This is a genomic window from Bacillus paramycoides (assembly GCF_001884235.1).
GTDB classification, from domain to species: domain Bacteria; phylum Bacillota; class Bacilli; order Bacillales; family Bacillaceae_G; genus Bacillus_A; species Bacillus_A paramycoides.
The window spans coordinates 1-15,094 of the sequence record NZ_MAOI01000017.1 but is presented as its reverse complement, the minus strand read 5'-3'; the positions used below and the strand labels follow the sequence as shown (position 1 = coordinate 15,094).

Below are 15,094 nucleotides of genomic sequence, written 5' to 3'. Positions count from 1 at the left end.
ATAGTATGAAATCGGCTTTTTTTTTGAAGCATAGGAAAGTTGTCTTTGTAAGGAGGTAAGAGATGAAAAATACGTTAAAACTACTTTTCTTTTTTCTATTATTGTTCGCATTATTTGTTTCGTTACGTATGTTTATTGATGTAGCATTTTATTCGGATGTAATTGGGATAGAAAACATTTCGATTTTAGGTATTATTAGTATTATATTTACGGTTTCTGCGTTTTTAATAGGGTGTGTTATTTTCTTAGAAAACCGCCACCCGTCTAAAACACTTACATGGTTAATCGTACTAGGTATTTTTCCAGTGTTCGGTTTCTTTGCTTATTTATTATTTGGACAAAACTTTCGTAGGAAAAGAATGTTCCAAAAGAAGGCATTACTTGATGAACAGGCGTTTTTACAATATAAGGGACACGAAGATCACGAAGAACGGATTTTGAGAAACCATAAGCATCAAGAATTGTTATTTCGCTTAGCAGATCGACTGGGTGCTTTAAATATTTCATTTCAAACTGAAACGAGGACATTAACAAATGGAGATGAAACGTTTCAGGCAATTTTAGATGGATTAAATCGAGCGAAACACCACATTCATATGGAATATTACATTGTACGTGATGATAAGCTAGGTACAGAAATTAAAGATATTTTAATAAAAAAATCAAAAGAAGGCGTTGTCGTTCGTTTTTTATATGATGCGGTTGGAAGTTTTAAATTATCAAATTCGTATATTGAAGAATTGAATGGTGCAGGAGTAGAAATGATTCCATTTTTCCCTGTACGCTTTCCGATTTTAAACGATAAAATTAATTATCGAAACCACCGAAAAATCGTTATTATTGATGGAAATGAAGGATTTGTAGGTGGATTAAATATTGGCGATGAATATTTAGGGAAGGATAAATATTTCGGTTTTTGGCGAGATACGCATTTATATTTGCGCGGTGAAGCAGTTCAAAGCTTACAGCTGATTTTCCTTCAAGATTGGTTTTATATGACTGGTGAGGCAGTATTAGCGCCTGAATATTTACAAGCGAAAGCAGTTGAGGGTGATCATTGGGGCGGAGTGCAACTAGTTGCGGGTGGACCAGATAATAAATGGGAAACAATTAAACATTTATATTTTGCAATGATTGCTTCTGCTCGGAAATCGATTTGGATTGCAACACCATATTTTATTCCAGATGATGATATTTTATCTGCATTAAAAGTAGCTGCACTTGCTGGTATTGATGTTCGTTTGTTAATGCCAAGTAAGCCAGATAAGCGTACAGTCTTTTATGCATCAAGATCGTACTTTCCGGAGTTATTAGATGCAGGAGTAAAAATATATGAATATGAAAAAGGTTTTCTTCATAGTAAAGTCGTCATCGTTGATTCTGATTTAGCTTCAATTGGGACAGCTAATATGGATATGAGAAGTTTTCATTTAAACTTCGAAGTAAATGCCTTTTTATATGATACAGATAGCATTCGAAAGCTCGTTCAAGATTTTAAAGATGATTTAGAAGAATCAAGTGAAATTCATGTCGATCGCTTTCATAAAAGGCGTCTTCATAGACGAATTGTTGAATCAACGTATCGGTTATTATCACCTTTGTTATAGAAAAAGATGTCCTAAATTAGGATATCTTTTTTTGAAGGGAATTTGTAGTAATTTGTAGAATACAAGAAGCTGAAAGGGTGTGATTGCGATATTTATTGCAAGGAGAGAAAACGGAGAAAAAATTCATCTATTATATAACCGGGATGAAGAGTGTTTACGCAATATGCGTAAACAAGAAAGATTTTTTTGTACAGCTTGCGGAAAGGAAGTGCAAATGAAATTAGGAAAACAGAAGAGCTGGCATTTTGCTCATAAGAAAGTAGATTCATGCCTTGCGTTTTATGAAGCAGAATCTGTGTATCATATGCATGGTAAAGAGTTGCTATATAGATGGTTAAAGACGCAAAGTTGTCATGTGGAAATTGAACATTATCTTCCAGAGATTCGTCAACGCCCAGATCTGTTTATAGAAAGAGACGGGAGAAAGATTGCTATTGAATATCAATGTGCTGCGTTATGCGCGGAGCAATTATTCAAGCGAACATTATCGTATTGGAAAGCAGGTATACAAGTAATATGGATATTAGGCGGAAATCAACTGAAAAGGCATTCCGCTTATTGGTTTTCGTTATCTTCGTTTCATTCTTTTTGTCTACAGTCTTATCCTCAGCCATTACTCTTCTTTTTTTGTCCAAAGCAAAAAGCATTTATGAAATGTGTATTTATAACCGCATTTTCTTCAAATATTTATTTCTCACATACTATTTATTTACCTCTTCGTACTATTAGTCTTGAAAATCTTCTTCAGCCAGTTCCATTTCAAAAAAAACGATTAGAACAAGAATGGACGCATAAAAAGCAATATTTTCGGAAGAATGCTTTACCTATTTGGAATTATAATTATAAGTCACTACTACGAGTTCTATATCAATTCAAATTTACCCCAGCGAGTTTTCCTTCTGAAATTGGTGTTCCTCTTCCATCCTCATTTGCTTTTCAAACAAATCCATTTATATGGCAAGCTTCTCTTTATATGAAGTGCATAGGTAAACTTAAGGTGGGGGAGTATATTTCCCTTCAATACGTATGTAATGATGTAGCAAAATATACGAAGAGGCGTCTACTTCCGTATTTTGCACAACAAATATGGAAGGTAGCAGTTGCAGAGTATATGACATTTTTATGTGATGCAGGTGTGTTAAATAAAGTAGGTACTTATAAGTATCGAAAAATAAGAGATGTTGTTATGTTAAAAACAGAGGAAGAAATTATGAAATATGATGAAATTTGCTTAGCGCATGCACTATCTCTATTTGAGACAAAGTACAACATGAGAGAGGGAAAAGTGGATATAATAAAGACTGATCGTGAAGGAATTACATAAGAAAAATCGAATTGTACTTAAGTAGAGATATTTAAAGGAGGGCTTAAAGAATGGCTGAACAAAATACAGTAAAATCATTACCAGATCGCAATGAGATTGAAGAAGCAAACACATGGCGATTAGAAGATATTTTCCAAACAGATGGAGAATGGGAAACAGAATTTCAGGCTATTAAAGAGTTATTACCGAAGTTAATTGAATTCAAAGGGAAACTTGGTGGATCTGCAAGCAATTTACTTGAGGCGCTGCAATATGAAGATGAAATTTCAATGCGATTAGGTAAGCTATATACATATGCTCATATGCGTTACGATCAAGATACAACAAATTCTGTGTATCAAGCATTAAATGATCGTGCGACAAATTTATATTCACAAGTATCTAGTAGCACAGCATATATCGTGCCTGAAATCTTATCCATTTCAGAAGATACGTTACAAGCTTTCTTACAAGAAAATAGAGAACTAAGTGTATATGAGCATGCATTAGAAGAAATTACACGCCAACGTCCACACGTATTATCTGAAGCAGAAGAAGCTTTATTAGCAGAAGCATCTGAAGTGATGAGTGCATCAAGTAATACATTCGGAATGTTGAATAATGCGGATTTGAAATTCCCATCTATTAAAGGTGAGGATGGAGAAGAAGTAGAAATAACACACGGTCGTTACATTCAGTTTTTAGAAAGTGATGATCGTCGTGTTCGCCAGGATGCATTCAAAGCTGTTTATGAAACGTACGGAAAATATAAAAATACATTTGCAAGTACGTTAAGTGGTGCAGTGAAGCGTAATAATTTCAATGCACGCGTTCGTAAATACGATTCTGCACGTCAAGCTGCATTAAGTAATAATAATATTCCTGAGGCGGTATATGATCAACTTATTGAATCAGTACATGATAATTTACACCTATTGCACCGTTACATTGATATTCGTAAGCGTGCTCTAGGTCTGGATGAGCTTCATATGTACGATTTATATACACCACTTGTACCAGAAGTGAAAATGAATGTGAAGTATGAAGAAGCGCAAGAAATGTTATTGAAATCTTTACATGTACTTGGTGATGAATATGTTGAAACTTTGAAAGAAGCATATGAAAATCGCTGGGTAGATGTGTATGAGAATAAAGGAAAACGAAGCGGTGCATATTCATCTGGTGCATACGGAACAAATCCGTATATTTTAATGAACTGGCATGATAATGTGAATAATTTATTTACACTTGCTCATGAGTTTGGTCATTCTGTGCATAGTTACTATACAAGAAAGACACAGCCGCACGTATATGGTGATTATTCAATTTTCGTAGCAGAAGTAGCATCAACTTGTAATGAAGCACTTTTAAATGATTACTTATTGAAGACGACAGAAGATAAGAAAGAGCGTCTATATTTATTAAATCACTATTTAGAAGGATTCCGCGGTACTGTATTCCGTCAAACCATGTTTGCAGAGTTCGAGCATATCATTCATAAGAAAGTACAAGAAGGACATGCCGTTACTCCAGATATGTTAACGGAGATTTACTACGATTTAAATAAGAAATATTTCGGTGATACTTTAGTAATTGATAAAGAAATCGGTTTAGAGTGGTCTCGTATTCCGCACTTCTATTACAACTATTACGTATATCAATACGCAACAGGATTTAGTGCGGCAACAGCTTTATCAAAACAAATATTAGAAGAAGGGCAACCAGCAGTAGAACGTTACATTAACGAATTCTTAAAAGCGGGAAGCTCTGATTATCCAATTGAAGTGTTGAAAAAAGCAGGAGTAGATATGGCATCGCCAGAACCTGTAAGAGAAGCATTACAAGTATTTGAAGAAAAGTTAAACGAATTAGAAGCGCTGTTATTTGAAGAGAAGTAATTAAAAAGACGAGGATGAAATTCCTCGTCTTTTGTATTGTTTTGAACATTGATTCAGATATGTGTTGAATTTGTCGTTATTTGTCGAAAAATGATGGGGTTCGCTTATTTTTTTCTAAATTAGAAGAGGTTTCGTGACTTGTTTTTGTAGTTAAAATCGTTTGAACCGTTTTCTATGGTTGAAATAAGAGAGAGCGATGACGATAACTCCGAATAAAAGAGGTAAGGCAATAATTTTAGGAAAAGCTTGTAATAGAGAGAGGATATACAAGAAAAAAGAAACAATAACGCCTAGAAAGATAAGGAAAATATGAGACTTTTTCATAAAGAACACCTCCTAAATTGCTTTTTCTATAGCTTATTCAGGAATGAAAACGTTTAGAATGTGACAAAAGTGTGAAATTCGACAAAAGGGGTTGTCATCTGACGTCGAATCTTGTAATATAATAAGCGTGAACGAATTCACATACAAACATATACCCCTTTGTTTGAACGTGAAAATTTCTCCCATCCCCTTTAATATTTTTATAAGCCGTAAAGAAAAAGACCTGGTGTTTACACCAGGTCTTTTTCTTTTGTAATCCATTTCCAATAACGTTCGCACTTTACTTCAATCATTTGTACTTTTCGCTTTAGTAGTAATTTTTTTAGTTCGCGTTCTATTTCTTGCTGAGAGCAGTCATATATAAATGAGATTTCCTTCGAAGAAATAAATTGTGTTGCTTCTAGTAATACCTCTAAAGGCGGTAATGGTTCTGGCTCAATCTCGCATTTCACAAGTTCTTTCAATAGCTGTACGTATACATCATAGGAATAAATCCCTGCGATTTTAATGCCTTCCTCATCTGAATTTGCATGGAAAAATACGAGGGAAGGAATTTCTGTAATGTGCATCTCATTTGTGAATTTTAGGTCACATTGGAAAGCTTTTTTTGCACTAATGGAATGTAAATCTTTTTTAAATTCCTCAACATCAATATCGCTATCTTTAGCACATGTAAGTAATAATTCACCGTCAGGGTTTGATACATTTTTAAGCAAAATGTATTCTTGGAGTTTTCGCAAAAACTTCGAACCTGCTTTTCGGCCTTGCAACTCCGCCGCCTTAATTGCCATCGAAACTAAATACGGTGTTGACGATGAATCTTGCATATGTACCTTTCCATCACATGAAAAGCCTTGTAAACTTGTTGTTTTTTCCCACACAAATCGAATATTAGCAGGTTTATTCCATTTGTGTGAGGAAGCATTTGCTCCGTCCACTTTTCCTGTTACTATATGACGAATCGAGAAGTATTTCCCGTATTCAAGCCATAGTTTAATAATAAATGGCTCGATATCCCAGCAATCTTTACAAAGTGGATCAATAAATAAATATGCTTCTACAGATTTATGTTCGCATGTGGAAGGAGAAGGCATATTCATATGCTTAGCTTCCTGCTTATCCATTACACTTCACCTGTTTCATTTGGAGTATTAACCATATGTTGAGCAGTTAATGCTAAACGTTCAAAAACAAACTCTCTTATATGACCGTGCACTCCTGTATCATTCATTGCTTGCTCCATACATGATAGCCAAGCTTCTGCTCGTTTTGGAGTAATCTCAAACGGAAGATGGCGTGCTCTTAGCATAGGATGCCCATGTTCTTCAGTGTATAAATTAGGACCACCTAAATATTGTGTTAAAAATTGTTTTTGCTTCCTAGCGGTTTCTGTTAAATCATCCGGGAAGATCGGAGATAAGTCAGGGTGTTCACTGACATAGGAATAAAATGTATCCACTAATGTTGCAATGCATTGTTCACCGCCAATTGCTTCAAATGGTGTCATCGGTTGCTTGCTCATCCTTTATAAACTCCTTTTTCCATGAAATGTATATCTATTGTAGCAATGGAATGTTATGAAGAGCAACTAAACAGCCTTCATAACATCCTTTGCTTATTCTATAAGTTGCTAATAAATCTTTTTCTTTTCTAAAAGGTGAAACATAGTCACTGGTGAATTGCTTCTTTACTAATGGAATTTTCACTTTAGCGCGCTTTGTTTTGTTTGGCAAGGAAAAAGCGTTTTACTTTGTTGTTTGTATGACGAACTGGTACGTTATGTTGCTTTAGTAAACTCATAAATGCGGCTTTACCAGTCTTTTCATCTTGCACTTCGTATTCAATTTCATAATCATCGTGATTGTAATAGAAACTATGATCAAAGACAAGCGTTCCGCCTTCAAATAATATTTCAGCTCTTTCTGTTGTTAAACTACCCATATAAGTTAAAGAGGAAACGGGGATTTGTAATTTGTGAAGTTGATCCATTACAGCGCCTTGAATAATTGTGTTTGTTTCCATCATAAGATTAGCTTCTTTCTCTGTTACAGACTGATGAGTTTCTAATAAACCAATTTCAGCAGGTTGTTTTAATGTTAATGTATAAGTTCCATCTTTATGACGAATACGAAGTGCAGAGCCCGCATCTTTTAAAGAAAAGTGAGGCGTTTCAAAGTAGTGATTCACTTGTTTTGTAAATGCTTCAATAGAAAAAGATTTGCATAATGTTTGGAATTCGTCCTCTGTAACCATATTTTTAAATTCAATTTCAATTTCTTGTGTCATTGTATGCGCTCCTTTTGAAAAATAATTCTTTACACATTATCGCTTTTTCACAAATTTGGTTCAATGTTTTATTTGTTTGCGTCCATGTTATGATACAATAATACTGTTAAGTAAGACAGGAAGTTGAGATGGAGGAGTTCGAGCATGCAAAATAAAATCCAAGTTAAGAGCGTAAAAACGAGAGAGAATGCTCTTATTTTTTGTGCGGAAAATACTGACATAGAGGTAAAGGAGTTAAGTGCGCGTAATCACGTACTTGTAGACTCAGACAATTTATCATTTTTATATATCTTAGAAAACGAATCATCTTTCATTTATGTAAGCATTCCGCATACATGCTGGGAAGCAATGCATGAAGCGATGAATAAAGATACAGCGATGTTTATTTACGTGAATGATGTTGAAATGGAATTAGAAGGATTAAAAGAAGAAGTAGAATATTTAGTTGAAAATATTGAAGGTAATGCAAATTACGGAGAAGAATTAGTAACTGCTGTAGAAAAAGTGTTTCTATAAGCAAATGGATTGATTTTGGTGGTGGTTGAAATGAATCGTAATTGGGAAGAATTTTTAGCGCCTTACCATCAAGCGGTGGCAGAGCTGAAAGTGAAACTAAAAGGAATGCGTACTCAATTTACAATGTTAACGGAGCATTCTCCAATTGAGTTTGTAACAGGAAGGGTAAAGTCGGTTGCAAGTATTATTGATAAAGCGGAGAAGAGAAATGTACCGCTTGATCGGCTAAGAGAAGATATGCAGGACATCGCGGGCCTTCGAATGATGTGTCAATTTGTTGATGAGATTAAGCCTGTTGTAGAATATCTTCGAAAACGAAATGATTTTGAAATTGTGGAAGAACGTGATTATGTCACGCAAAAGAAAGACAGCGGCTATCGCTCTTACCACGTTGTCATTAGTTATCCTGTTCAAACGATACAGGGAGAAAAAAAAGTATTAGTTGAAATTCAAATACGTACGTTAGCAATGAATTTTTGGGCAACGATTGAGCATTCTCTAAATTACAAATATAGTGGACGTTTTCCTGAAGATATTAAAATACGCTTACAACGTGCAGCGGAAGCGGCATTTTTATTAGACGAAGAAATGTCTTCTATTCGTCTTGAAATTCAAGAAGCGCAAAAGATTTTTTCACGAAAGCAAGAAACGAAAGATTCTGAATCATAAACTAAAGGGTGTTGGGCGATGAAATTTGCAATTATGTCAAAGGGAGATCAATCATCAGATACACTTGCAAGTACGATGAAAGAGTACTTGCTAGATTTTGGATTTATAATGGATGAAAAGGAACCCGATATTGTAATTTCTGTTGGGGGAGATGGAACGCTTTTATATGCATTTCATCGTTACTATAATCGATTAGATGAAACCGCATTTGTTGGTGTACATACAGGTCATTTAGGTTTCTATGCAGATTGGTTACCGACAGAAGTAGAAAAGTTAGTGATTGCAATCGCTAAAACGCCATTCCAAGTGGTTGAATACCCGCTTTTAGAAGTGATTATTCGCTATGTGAATGGTAGTAAAGAGTCACAGTATTTGGCGATGAATGAAGCGACTGTAAAAAGTGCAGAAGGTACATTAGTAACAGAAGTGGAAATACGCGGAGAGTATTTTGAAACGTTTCGCGGAGATGGTCTTTGTATTTCTACTCCTTCAGGAAGTACGGCGTATAATAAAGCGCTTGGCGGAGCAATTATTCACCCGTCTATTGAAGCGATTCAAATTGCAGAAATGGCATCCATTAACAACCGTGTGTTTCGTACAGTAGGCTCGCCGCTCGTACTGCCGAAGCATCATACATGCGTTTTGAAGCCGGCTGCAGGAATGAACTTGCAAATTACGGTGGATCATTTAACGATGGTTCATCAAGATGTGAAATCAATCCAGTATCGCGTTGCGAACGAGAAAGTGCGGTTTGTTCGTTTTCGTCCGTTCCCATTTTGGAAACGTGTCCGTGACTCGTTTGTTGCAGATAAATAGAGAGGGTTTATATATTTGAACAGATTTACATTGAAATGGACTATACAATCTGTAGCAGAAGGAATCTTAGTTAGAGAATTTTTAAAAACAAAGGGGATTTCTAAAGCTGCATTAACGGATATAAAGTTTCATGGCGGAGCAATTGAAGTGAACGGTGAACATGCGAGTGTTCGTCATAAGTTACAAGCTGGTGAAGAGTTACAAGTCTTCTTTCCAGTGGAGGAAAGAAGTGAAGGGATGATAGCGGAAAATATCCCTTTATGCATTGTATATGAAGATGATGCAGTGCTTGTTATGAATAAAGAAGCTTATATGTCAACGATTCCGTCTAGGGAGCATCCGTCAGGAAGTGTTGCGAATGCTCTTTTATATCATTATGATAAACAACATCTCGCAAGTACAGTGCACATTGTGACGCGACTAGACCGTGATACTTCAGGGCTTATGTTAATTGCGAAAAATCGATTCGTTCACCATCTTTTATCAAAGCAGCATCAACAAAAAGGGGTGAAACGAACGTATGAAGCGATCGTTCATGGAATGATTTTAGAAGAGGTAGGAACGATTGACGCACCAATCGGACGAAAAGCGGATAGCATAATCGAGCGAACTGTCTGTGAGGATGGTCAAAGAGCGGTTACTCATTTTAAAGTAATGGAGAGTTTTCCTAATAAGACGCGTGTAGCGCTTGAGCTCGAGACAGGAAGAACACATCAAATCCGTGTACATATGGCGCATATAGGACATCCGCTACTTGGAGACGATTTATACGGGGGACAAAGAGATGTGATGAAACGCCAAGCGCTTCATAGTACGTCTTTGACGTTTTATCATCCTATTTTAGAAAAGGAAATGACTTTTACTTCCAGCATTCCAGATGATATGCAACATGCTTTACGTAACAATTAAAAGGGAACAAAATTCTTAATACAATAAGAATTTTGTTCCCTTTTTTCTTAGCGGAATAATATTAGAATTTGATTCTCACTAGTACGTTTTATAACGAAAAAGCCACTTTCAGCTTTTGTAGCAATGCCGTCATCATTTGGACGACAATATCCGTGTGTTTCGCAAGTACCGTCATCACGTACTAACATTTGTCCAATTAATCCGATAGGAAGCCACTCGGTGCGATTTCGTCTTGATATATACTTGCAAGCTGGATCCCATTCTGTATTTAAAAGAGGCAGTATTTCTTGCGTGTCCATACGTGTATATTGACGTTTTCCGAAGCTATCTGTTGTATAGCGCTTTGCCCAACTTAAAGCACCGCTATTTCCTATGAGAGCGGGTGTAGCACTAGATATTCCTAATATGAATGAATCGTTTGAAGTAGCTATACGAATTTTTTCTTCCCTACTAAATGTAACGAAATAACCGACATCAATAGGGTTATGATCTGCTGTTTCAAACATTTGTGCATAATCAGTTCCGCTTGCATTGTAAGAAGCGCCATCGATATACATTTCTCCATTATGAGCAAGCCATTTTGCACCTATATTATGATCGGTTTCATTTGTACCATTTGCAATAAACCATGAATAAGCCTCTTCGGCTGTACCAAATTTCCCCATAATATGGCTACCGGCAAAATTAGCTGTTGATGTATGATTTCCTTCCGCATGAGATGAGAACCCGTTAGCGATAGTCGCGGTTCCTTCTGCATGTGCTGCTTCGCCTAAAGAAATCGTATGTTTTCCTTCCGCGTGAGAATAAGAGCCGCCTGCTGTCGTTTCACTTCCTTCACTATGCGAACTATGTCCAGTTGCTTTTGTTTTTGTCCCTTCTGCATGAGAAAAGGGACCCATTGCTTGTGTAAGAAATCCTTCGGCATGTGAGGCGATTCCGTCAGCTGTAGAGTGAAGGCCCTCCTTAAATGCATATCTCGCCACTTTTTTATTCTTTGAAGGAGTAGGTGAAGGTATGTGAGATTGAGTGATAGTAGGCTCTTCTTTTTTTGTGTCATCGGTTAAAGTTAATACTTCTTTTATTTTTTTTACTTGCTGTATAATATTGGCGGGGATTTCAGTCTGGATTTTTTCTTTAATTGCTTCAGGAATTTCAGTCTGGATTTTTTCTTTAATTGCTTCAGGAATTTCGGTTTGGATTTTTTCTTTAATTGTTTCAGGAAGTTCTTTTTTTATTTTCTCTTGCACACTGTTTGACTCAAGTATAGGCTCATTTTTATGAGAAAGACGTTTCTTTTTTTGTAGTGCTTTTATTTTTCGGTTATCTATAATTCGCTTCATAACAGCACTCTCTAAAGAGATATACATTTCTCCCGTTTTATCTTTTTTTATTTCTTCTCGTTCTTCTATCTTTTCAATAGCTGCAGCTCGAATACTGCACCAGTTGTTAATTCCATACATGGGATGGTATAAAGGGTGGAATTTTCTTTTTTGTTTAGAAGATTTTTTCTTCATTCCGTCACCTCCTGCGACAGTATATGCCGCACAATTAAAAAAAGATGCACTTTATTGCATCTTTTTTTAATTGCTTTATCCAGTTTTAGTGTGGGATACGCCTAGAAAACACCATTTTTCCCTGTTACTTGTGAATTCAATAGGGGTATTTATCCCGCATTAACGGGCAGTAAGACTCCCACCTCAAAATTCGGAAGTAAAGCAAAGAAGTTAGGCGGGAGATCAACTGCCCGTAAAAGCCCGATTGGTGTGGGCTAATAATCAGTGGGGAATGAACAAAACCCCCACTGATTAAAGTTTCACTTTATGAAATTGGGCGGAACTTTTCAGGAACAAAAGGTAAGGAAGAAGGGACAGAAACAGTCTCCATCTCAGGGTAACGTAGTCCAGTTAGTTTACCACCAAATACAGCGCCGGTATCAATATTGACTGTATGATTCACAAAGCGGGGTTCATTGACAGGTGTATGTCCATAAATAATCCATGTTTCACCCTTATACTCTTTCGCCCAATCTCGGCGGACAGGTGAGCCGTCAGGGTGTTTTTCGCCTGTAATATCACCATATAATACAAATGTTTGTACTTTTTTATCTTGTCTTCCTATGTAATCTTGCCGAATACCAGCGTGACAGACGATTAATTTTTTTTCATCCAGTATGTGATATAGCGGTGATTGTTCGTAAAGAGTAATGAATTTTTCTTTTATTATTTGTTGCTGATTAGAAGGCAATGCTTCATATTCTGCAACAGTTGTTTCGAGCCCATGAGCGATTGTAACATTACGCCCAAGGAAGAAACGATACAGTTTATTACAGTGATTCCCTGGCGCATAATAAGCATCTTTTCTATTTATTACGAGCTCCCATACAATTTCAATCATACGTAATGAATAAGGACCTCGGTCTGTAATATCACCAACGAATGCAAGCTTTCGTTTTGCGTTATGAATTGGGAGACCACTATCCCAGCTATACCCTAGTTTCGTTGTTAAATCTTGAAACTCTTGGAAGCATCCGTGAATATCACCTATAATGTCATATTTCATATTTAAACCTCCAGCTCATTTTTTTATTAGTATATCTAAAATGGACATAGAAAAAAACCATACCGTTTTTCGATATGGTTCATTTAAACATAAAGATTTTAGTTCTTGAGCGTACGTTTAAAATAAATCCAATAGCAATCAGATATGTGAGCAGTGAACTCCCGCCGTAGCTCATAAGCGGTAACGTTATTCCTGTAATAGGGAGTAAACCGATTGTCATCCCGATATTTTGGAATACCTGGAACGTGAACATTCCGATTGTACCAGCGCAAATATAACTACCGAAAGGTTCATTGCTTTCTAAAGCGATATGAATCATTCGATAAATGAGTAAGAAAAAAAGTGAAATGATGACACTTGCTCCTAAAAAACCGAATTGTTCAGCGACATTTGTGAAAATAAAATCTGTGTGTGGTTCCGGAAAATATACTTGTCCATTCTCCCATCCTTTTCCTTGCATCTCTCCTGATCCCGCAGCTAAAAATGCTTGTCTTAATTGAAATCCTTGAGCGTCATATTCATAAGGTGCTAGCCAACCGTAGAAACGGTTTAACTGATATTCTTTTAGAATGTATCCCTTAAAGAACTCTGTATGCGTGAAATAAATATATGTTAAGGTAGAGCCTATGGCGAAAACACCGGAGGTTAATCCGAAAATAAAGCGCCAACGTATACCAGAAACTAAAATCATTGCTGCGAGCATCGCAGAAATAACCATTGTGTTTCCTAAATCAGGTTCTTTAGCGATTAGAAGTAGTGGAGGCAAACTAGCTGCGAATATTTTTCCGAGTAAAATAAAATCTTCACGAGTTGTCCGGAAAGGGTACTTCTCATTATGGTTCGCTATAATTCGTCCAACGACGATAATCAAAAATAATTTCATAATTTCAGAAGGCTGAAAATTTCCGATGCCTGGAAGTCTGTACCACGCGGTAGCCCCTTTAATTGTAACGGCGCCAGGAACTTGAAGCTCTAGGCCAATAAGAAGTATCATTGCAAAGCCATACAAATACCAAGCAATTTTTTTATAGCGATCAAAATCGATAATCATAATAACACCAATGGCGATAAATCCAATAACGTACCACTGGATTTGCTTTAGGACAAAATTTACGTTTTGTAAAAATGGTGGTAAAGAAGGTTGTGCACTTGCAATAGCGAAGCAACTAACAGTCCCAATGGCAAATAAAATAAATATTAATATGTAGTCTATTTGATATTGAGGATTTGAGTCTTTCACTGTATGTATTCCTTTCTAATGCTCTTTATATTAGTGGATCTTAGTTGTTGTATCGCAGAGTTTAAAATGAATGCATGATCGATAACGTGGATTCACATATCGATTATATACTTTTATTTTCGTAGAATAGGCTAATGATTTAGCTCTTTTTATAATTATATCCAAATAATGAGAAAGACGTACATGTGCATTAGGAATGATATTTGAAATGTGACGGTATGTAAAGAAGTCTTTAAAATACTTAGAAATGGTACTGGAGGATCTTCAATTGAATGCGCAACCGAGGCGGAAGTTCTATAGATATATGTAATGAGGTAGGGAGATATGGCTCATGCGCTACTCATATTTCAAACAAAGCTGTTCTTTTTAGCAATTCGTGGAAAGGTTGAACTACAGATTTGTTTTCTATATGTGAGCCTCCTATAAAAAGGTATACGACATTATGGCTAATGTAGAAAGAGAAGAAATAATGATTGAATACATAATAGAAAAAGCAGTAAAACTTATATCAGTTTTACTGCTAAGTAAAAATTAAGCGATTTTTTCAATAGTAATTGATGCACTCGTACCAGCAGTTAGTGATAATCCAGTGATGTTTGTAACAAATGCTTCAACTAATGATGGAGTTGATGTAATTTGTGTAATCGCTTGGATAACGATAGGTACTCCAGCTATAACTAAAGTTGTATTGGCGCCTGGTATAGGTGAGCCATTAACTTGAATTTCAATGTTACCTAATGCACTTGCCGATGTAGTATATACGATAACGGTAATTTTATAGAATCCAGTTTCGTTTATGTTGAAAGTATCACCACCTGAAAATGGAGAAATTGCTGTGCCGAATTGTGATCCCAATGTATTAAACGGTACAGGTCCGGTACCCGACAAAGTGACACCAGCCGAATCAGAGTTAAATGCGTACAAGCCTGCTGGAAGTCCTGCCCCAGACGGTCCAGTAGCCCCAGTC

The 15,094-nt window shown here is 36.2% G+C and carries 15 protein-coding genes; 7 read left to right on the top strand and 8 right to left on the bottom strand.

The features are described from left to right. Window positions 1–62: 62 nt before the first annotated feature. From BAU28_RS02455 to pepF, 3 genes are all read left to right on the top strand, one after another. Complete coding sequence (locus BAU28_RS02455) at window positions 63–1,607, top strand: cardiolipin synthase (RefSeq protein WP_071717624.1); 1,545 nt, start codon at window positions 63–65, stop codon at window positions 1,605–1,607. 79 nt (window positions 1,608–1,686) lie between these two features. Next, window positions 1,687–2,931 carry a competence protein CoiA gene (locus BAU28_RS02450; protein ID WP_071717623.1) on the top strand — a complete coding sequence of 415 codons (1,245 nt, stop codon included), beginning with the start codon at window positions 1,687–1,689 and terminating at the stop codon, window positions 2,929–2,931. Window positions 2,932–2,981: 50 nt separating this feature from the next. After that, window positions 2,982–4,808, top strand: coding sequence for an oligoendopeptidase F (gene pepF, locus BAU28_RS02445; RefSeq protein WP_071717622.1), 1,827 nt, complete (start codon window positions 2,982–2,984; stop codon window positions 4,806–4,808). Between the two features lie 150 nt (window positions 4,809–4,958). On the opposite strand, the gene BAU28_RS30300 is transcribed toward pepF, so the two are convergent. The 4 genes from BAU28_RS30300 to BAU28_RS02430 all read right to left on the bottom strand — a co-directional run bounded on the left by BAU28_RS30300 (window position 4,959) and on the right by BAU28_RS02430 (window position 7,418). After that, the gene (locus BAU28_RS30300; RefSeq protein WP_082147722.1) at window positions 4,959–5,132 is read right to left on the bottom strand and encodes a hypothetical protein; all 174 of its coding nucleotides are present in this window, start codon (window positions 5,130–5,132) and stop codon (window positions 4,959–4,961) included. Window positions 5,133–5,362: 230 nt separating this feature from the next. Then, on the bottom strand, window positions 5,363–6,256 hold the full coding sequence (locus tag BAU28_RS02440) for a ClpXP adapter SpxH family protein (RefSeq protein WP_071717621.1): 894 nt from the start codon (window positions 6,254–6,256) through the stop codon (window positions 5,363–5,365). Further along, window positions 6,256–6,654 carry a globin domain-containing protein gene (locus BAU28_RS02435; RefSeq protein WP_002170846.1) on the bottom strand — a complete coding sequence of 133 codons (399 nt, stop codon included), beginning with the start codon at window positions 6,652–6,654 and terminating at the stop codon, window positions 6,256–6,258. Before BAU28_RS02435 ends, BAU28_RS02440 begins: the two co-directional genes overlap by 1 nt. A 185-nt stretch (window positions 6,655–6,839) precedes the next feature. Then, on the bottom strand, window positions 6,840–7,418 hold the full coding sequence (locus BAU28_RS02430; RefSeq protein ID WP_048369641.1) for a CYTH domain-containing protein: 579 nt from the start codon (window positions 7,416–7,418) through the stop codon (window positions 6,840–6,842). Between the two features lie 144 nt (window positions 7,419–7,562). Here BAU28_RS02430 and BAU28_RS02425 point away from each other — a divergent pair, with 144 nt between their 5' ends. The 4 genes from BAU28_RS02425 to BAU28_RS02410 are packed head-to-tail and all read left to right on the top strand — an operon-like array spanning window position 7,563 to window position 10,328. Continuing rightward, on the top strand, window positions 7,563–7,934 hold the full coding sequence (locus BAU28_RS02425; protein ID WP_071717620.1) for a UPF0738 family protein: 372 nt from the start codon (window positions 7,563–7,565) through the stop codon (window positions 7,932–7,934). Window positions 7,935–7,964: 30 nt separating this feature from the next. Continuing rightward, entirely contained in the window at window positions 7,965–8,603 is a 639-nt protein-coding gene (gene yjbM / locus BAU28_RS02420; protein ID WP_048369638.1) for a GTP diphosphokinase, read from the top strand. Window positions 8,604–8,621: 18 nt separating this feature from the next. Further along, the gene (locus tag BAU28_RS02415; protein ID WP_002170850.1) at window positions 8,622–9,419 is read left to right on the top strand and encodes an NAD kinase; all 798 of its coding nucleotides are present in this window, start codon (window positions 8,622–8,624) and stop codon (window positions 9,417–9,419) included. 15 nt (window positions 9,420–9,434) lie between these two features. Next, window positions 9,435–10,328 carry an RluA family pseudouridine synthase gene (locus BAU28_RS02410; RefSeq protein ID WP_002170851.1) on the top strand — a complete coding sequence of 298 codons (894 nt, stop codon included), beginning with the start codon at window positions 9,435–9,437 and terminating at the stop codon, window positions 10,326–10,328. A 47-nt stretch (window positions 10,329–10,375) separates the two neighbouring features. Here BAU28_RS02410 and BAU28_RS29640 read toward each other — a convergent pair whose 3' ends face one another. From BAU28_RS29640 to BAU28_RS30295, 4 genes are all read right to left on the bottom strand, one after another. Then, complete coding sequence (locus tag BAU28_RS29640; RefSeq protein WP_071717619.1) at window positions 10,376–11,842, bottom strand: peptidase G2 autoproteolytic cleavage domain-containing protein; 1,467 nt, start codon at window positions 11,840–11,842, stop codon at window positions 10,376–10,378. Window positions 11,843–12,146: 304 nt separating this feature from the next. Next, window positions 12,147–12,887: a bis(5'-nucleosyl)-tetraphosphatase PrpE gene (gene prpE / locus BAU28_RS02400; RefSeq protein ID WP_071717618.1), complete on the bottom strand. Its 741-nt coding sequence runs from the start codon at window positions 12,885–12,887 to the stop codon at window positions 12,147–12,149. Between the two features lie 79 nt (window positions 12,888–12,966). After that, window positions 12,967–14,127: an FtsW/RodA/SpoVE family cell cycle protein gene (locus tag BAU28_RS02395; protein ID WP_071717617.1), complete on the bottom strand. Its 1,161-nt coding sequence runs from the start codon at window positions 14,125–14,127 to the stop codon at window positions 12,967–12,969. 531 nt (window positions 14,128–14,658) lie between these two features. Beyond that, window positions 14,659–15,094 (bottom strand): BclA C-terminal domain-containing protein (locus BAU28_RS30295; RefSeq protein ID WP_420866063.1); only part of this gene is annotated, 436 nt, incomplete at its 5' end.

Coding starts and splice junctions, on each gene's coding strand:
- yjbM (WP_048369638.1), top strand. CDS start 7,965: ATGAATCGTAATTGGGAAGAATTTTTAGCGCCTTACCATCAAGCGGTG.
- BAU28_RS02435 (WP_002170846.1), bottom strand. CDS start 6,654: ATGAGCAAGCAACCGATGACACCATTTGAAGCAATTGGCGGTGAACAA.
- BAU28_RS02430 (WP_048369641.1), bottom strand. CDS start 7,418: ATGACACAAGAAATTGAAATTGAATTTAAAAATATGGTTACAGAGGAC.
- BAU28_RS30300 (WP_082147722.1), bottom strand. CDS start 5,132: ATGAAAAAGTCTCATATTTTCCTTATCTTTCTAGGCGTTATTGTTTCT.
- BAU28_RS29640 (WP_071717619.1), bottom strand. CDS start 11,842: ATGAAGAAAAAATCTTCTAAACAAAAAAGAAAATTCCACCCTTTATAC.
- pepF (WP_071717622.1), top strand. CDS start 2,982: ATGGCTGAACAAAATACAGTAAAATCATTACCAGATCGCAATGAGATT.
- BAU28_RS02455 (WP_071717624.1), top strand. CDS start 63: ATGAAAAATACGTTAAAACTACTTTTCTTTTTTCTATTATTGTTCGCA.
- prpE (WP_071717618.1), bottom strand. CDS start 12,887: ATGAAATATGACATTATAGGTGATATTCACGGATGCTTCCAAGAGTTT.
- BAU28_RS02415 (WP_002170850.1), top strand. CDS start 8,622: ATGAAATTTGCAATTATGTCAAAGGGAGATCAATCATCAGATACACTT.
- BAU28_RS02425 (WP_071717620.1), top strand. CDS start 7,563: ATGCAAAATAAAATCCAAGTTAAGAGCGTAAAAACGAGAGAGAATGCT.
- BAU28_RS02440 (WP_071717621.1), bottom strand. CDS start 6,256: ATGGATAAGCAGGAAGCTAAGCATATGAATATGCCTTCTCCTTCCACA.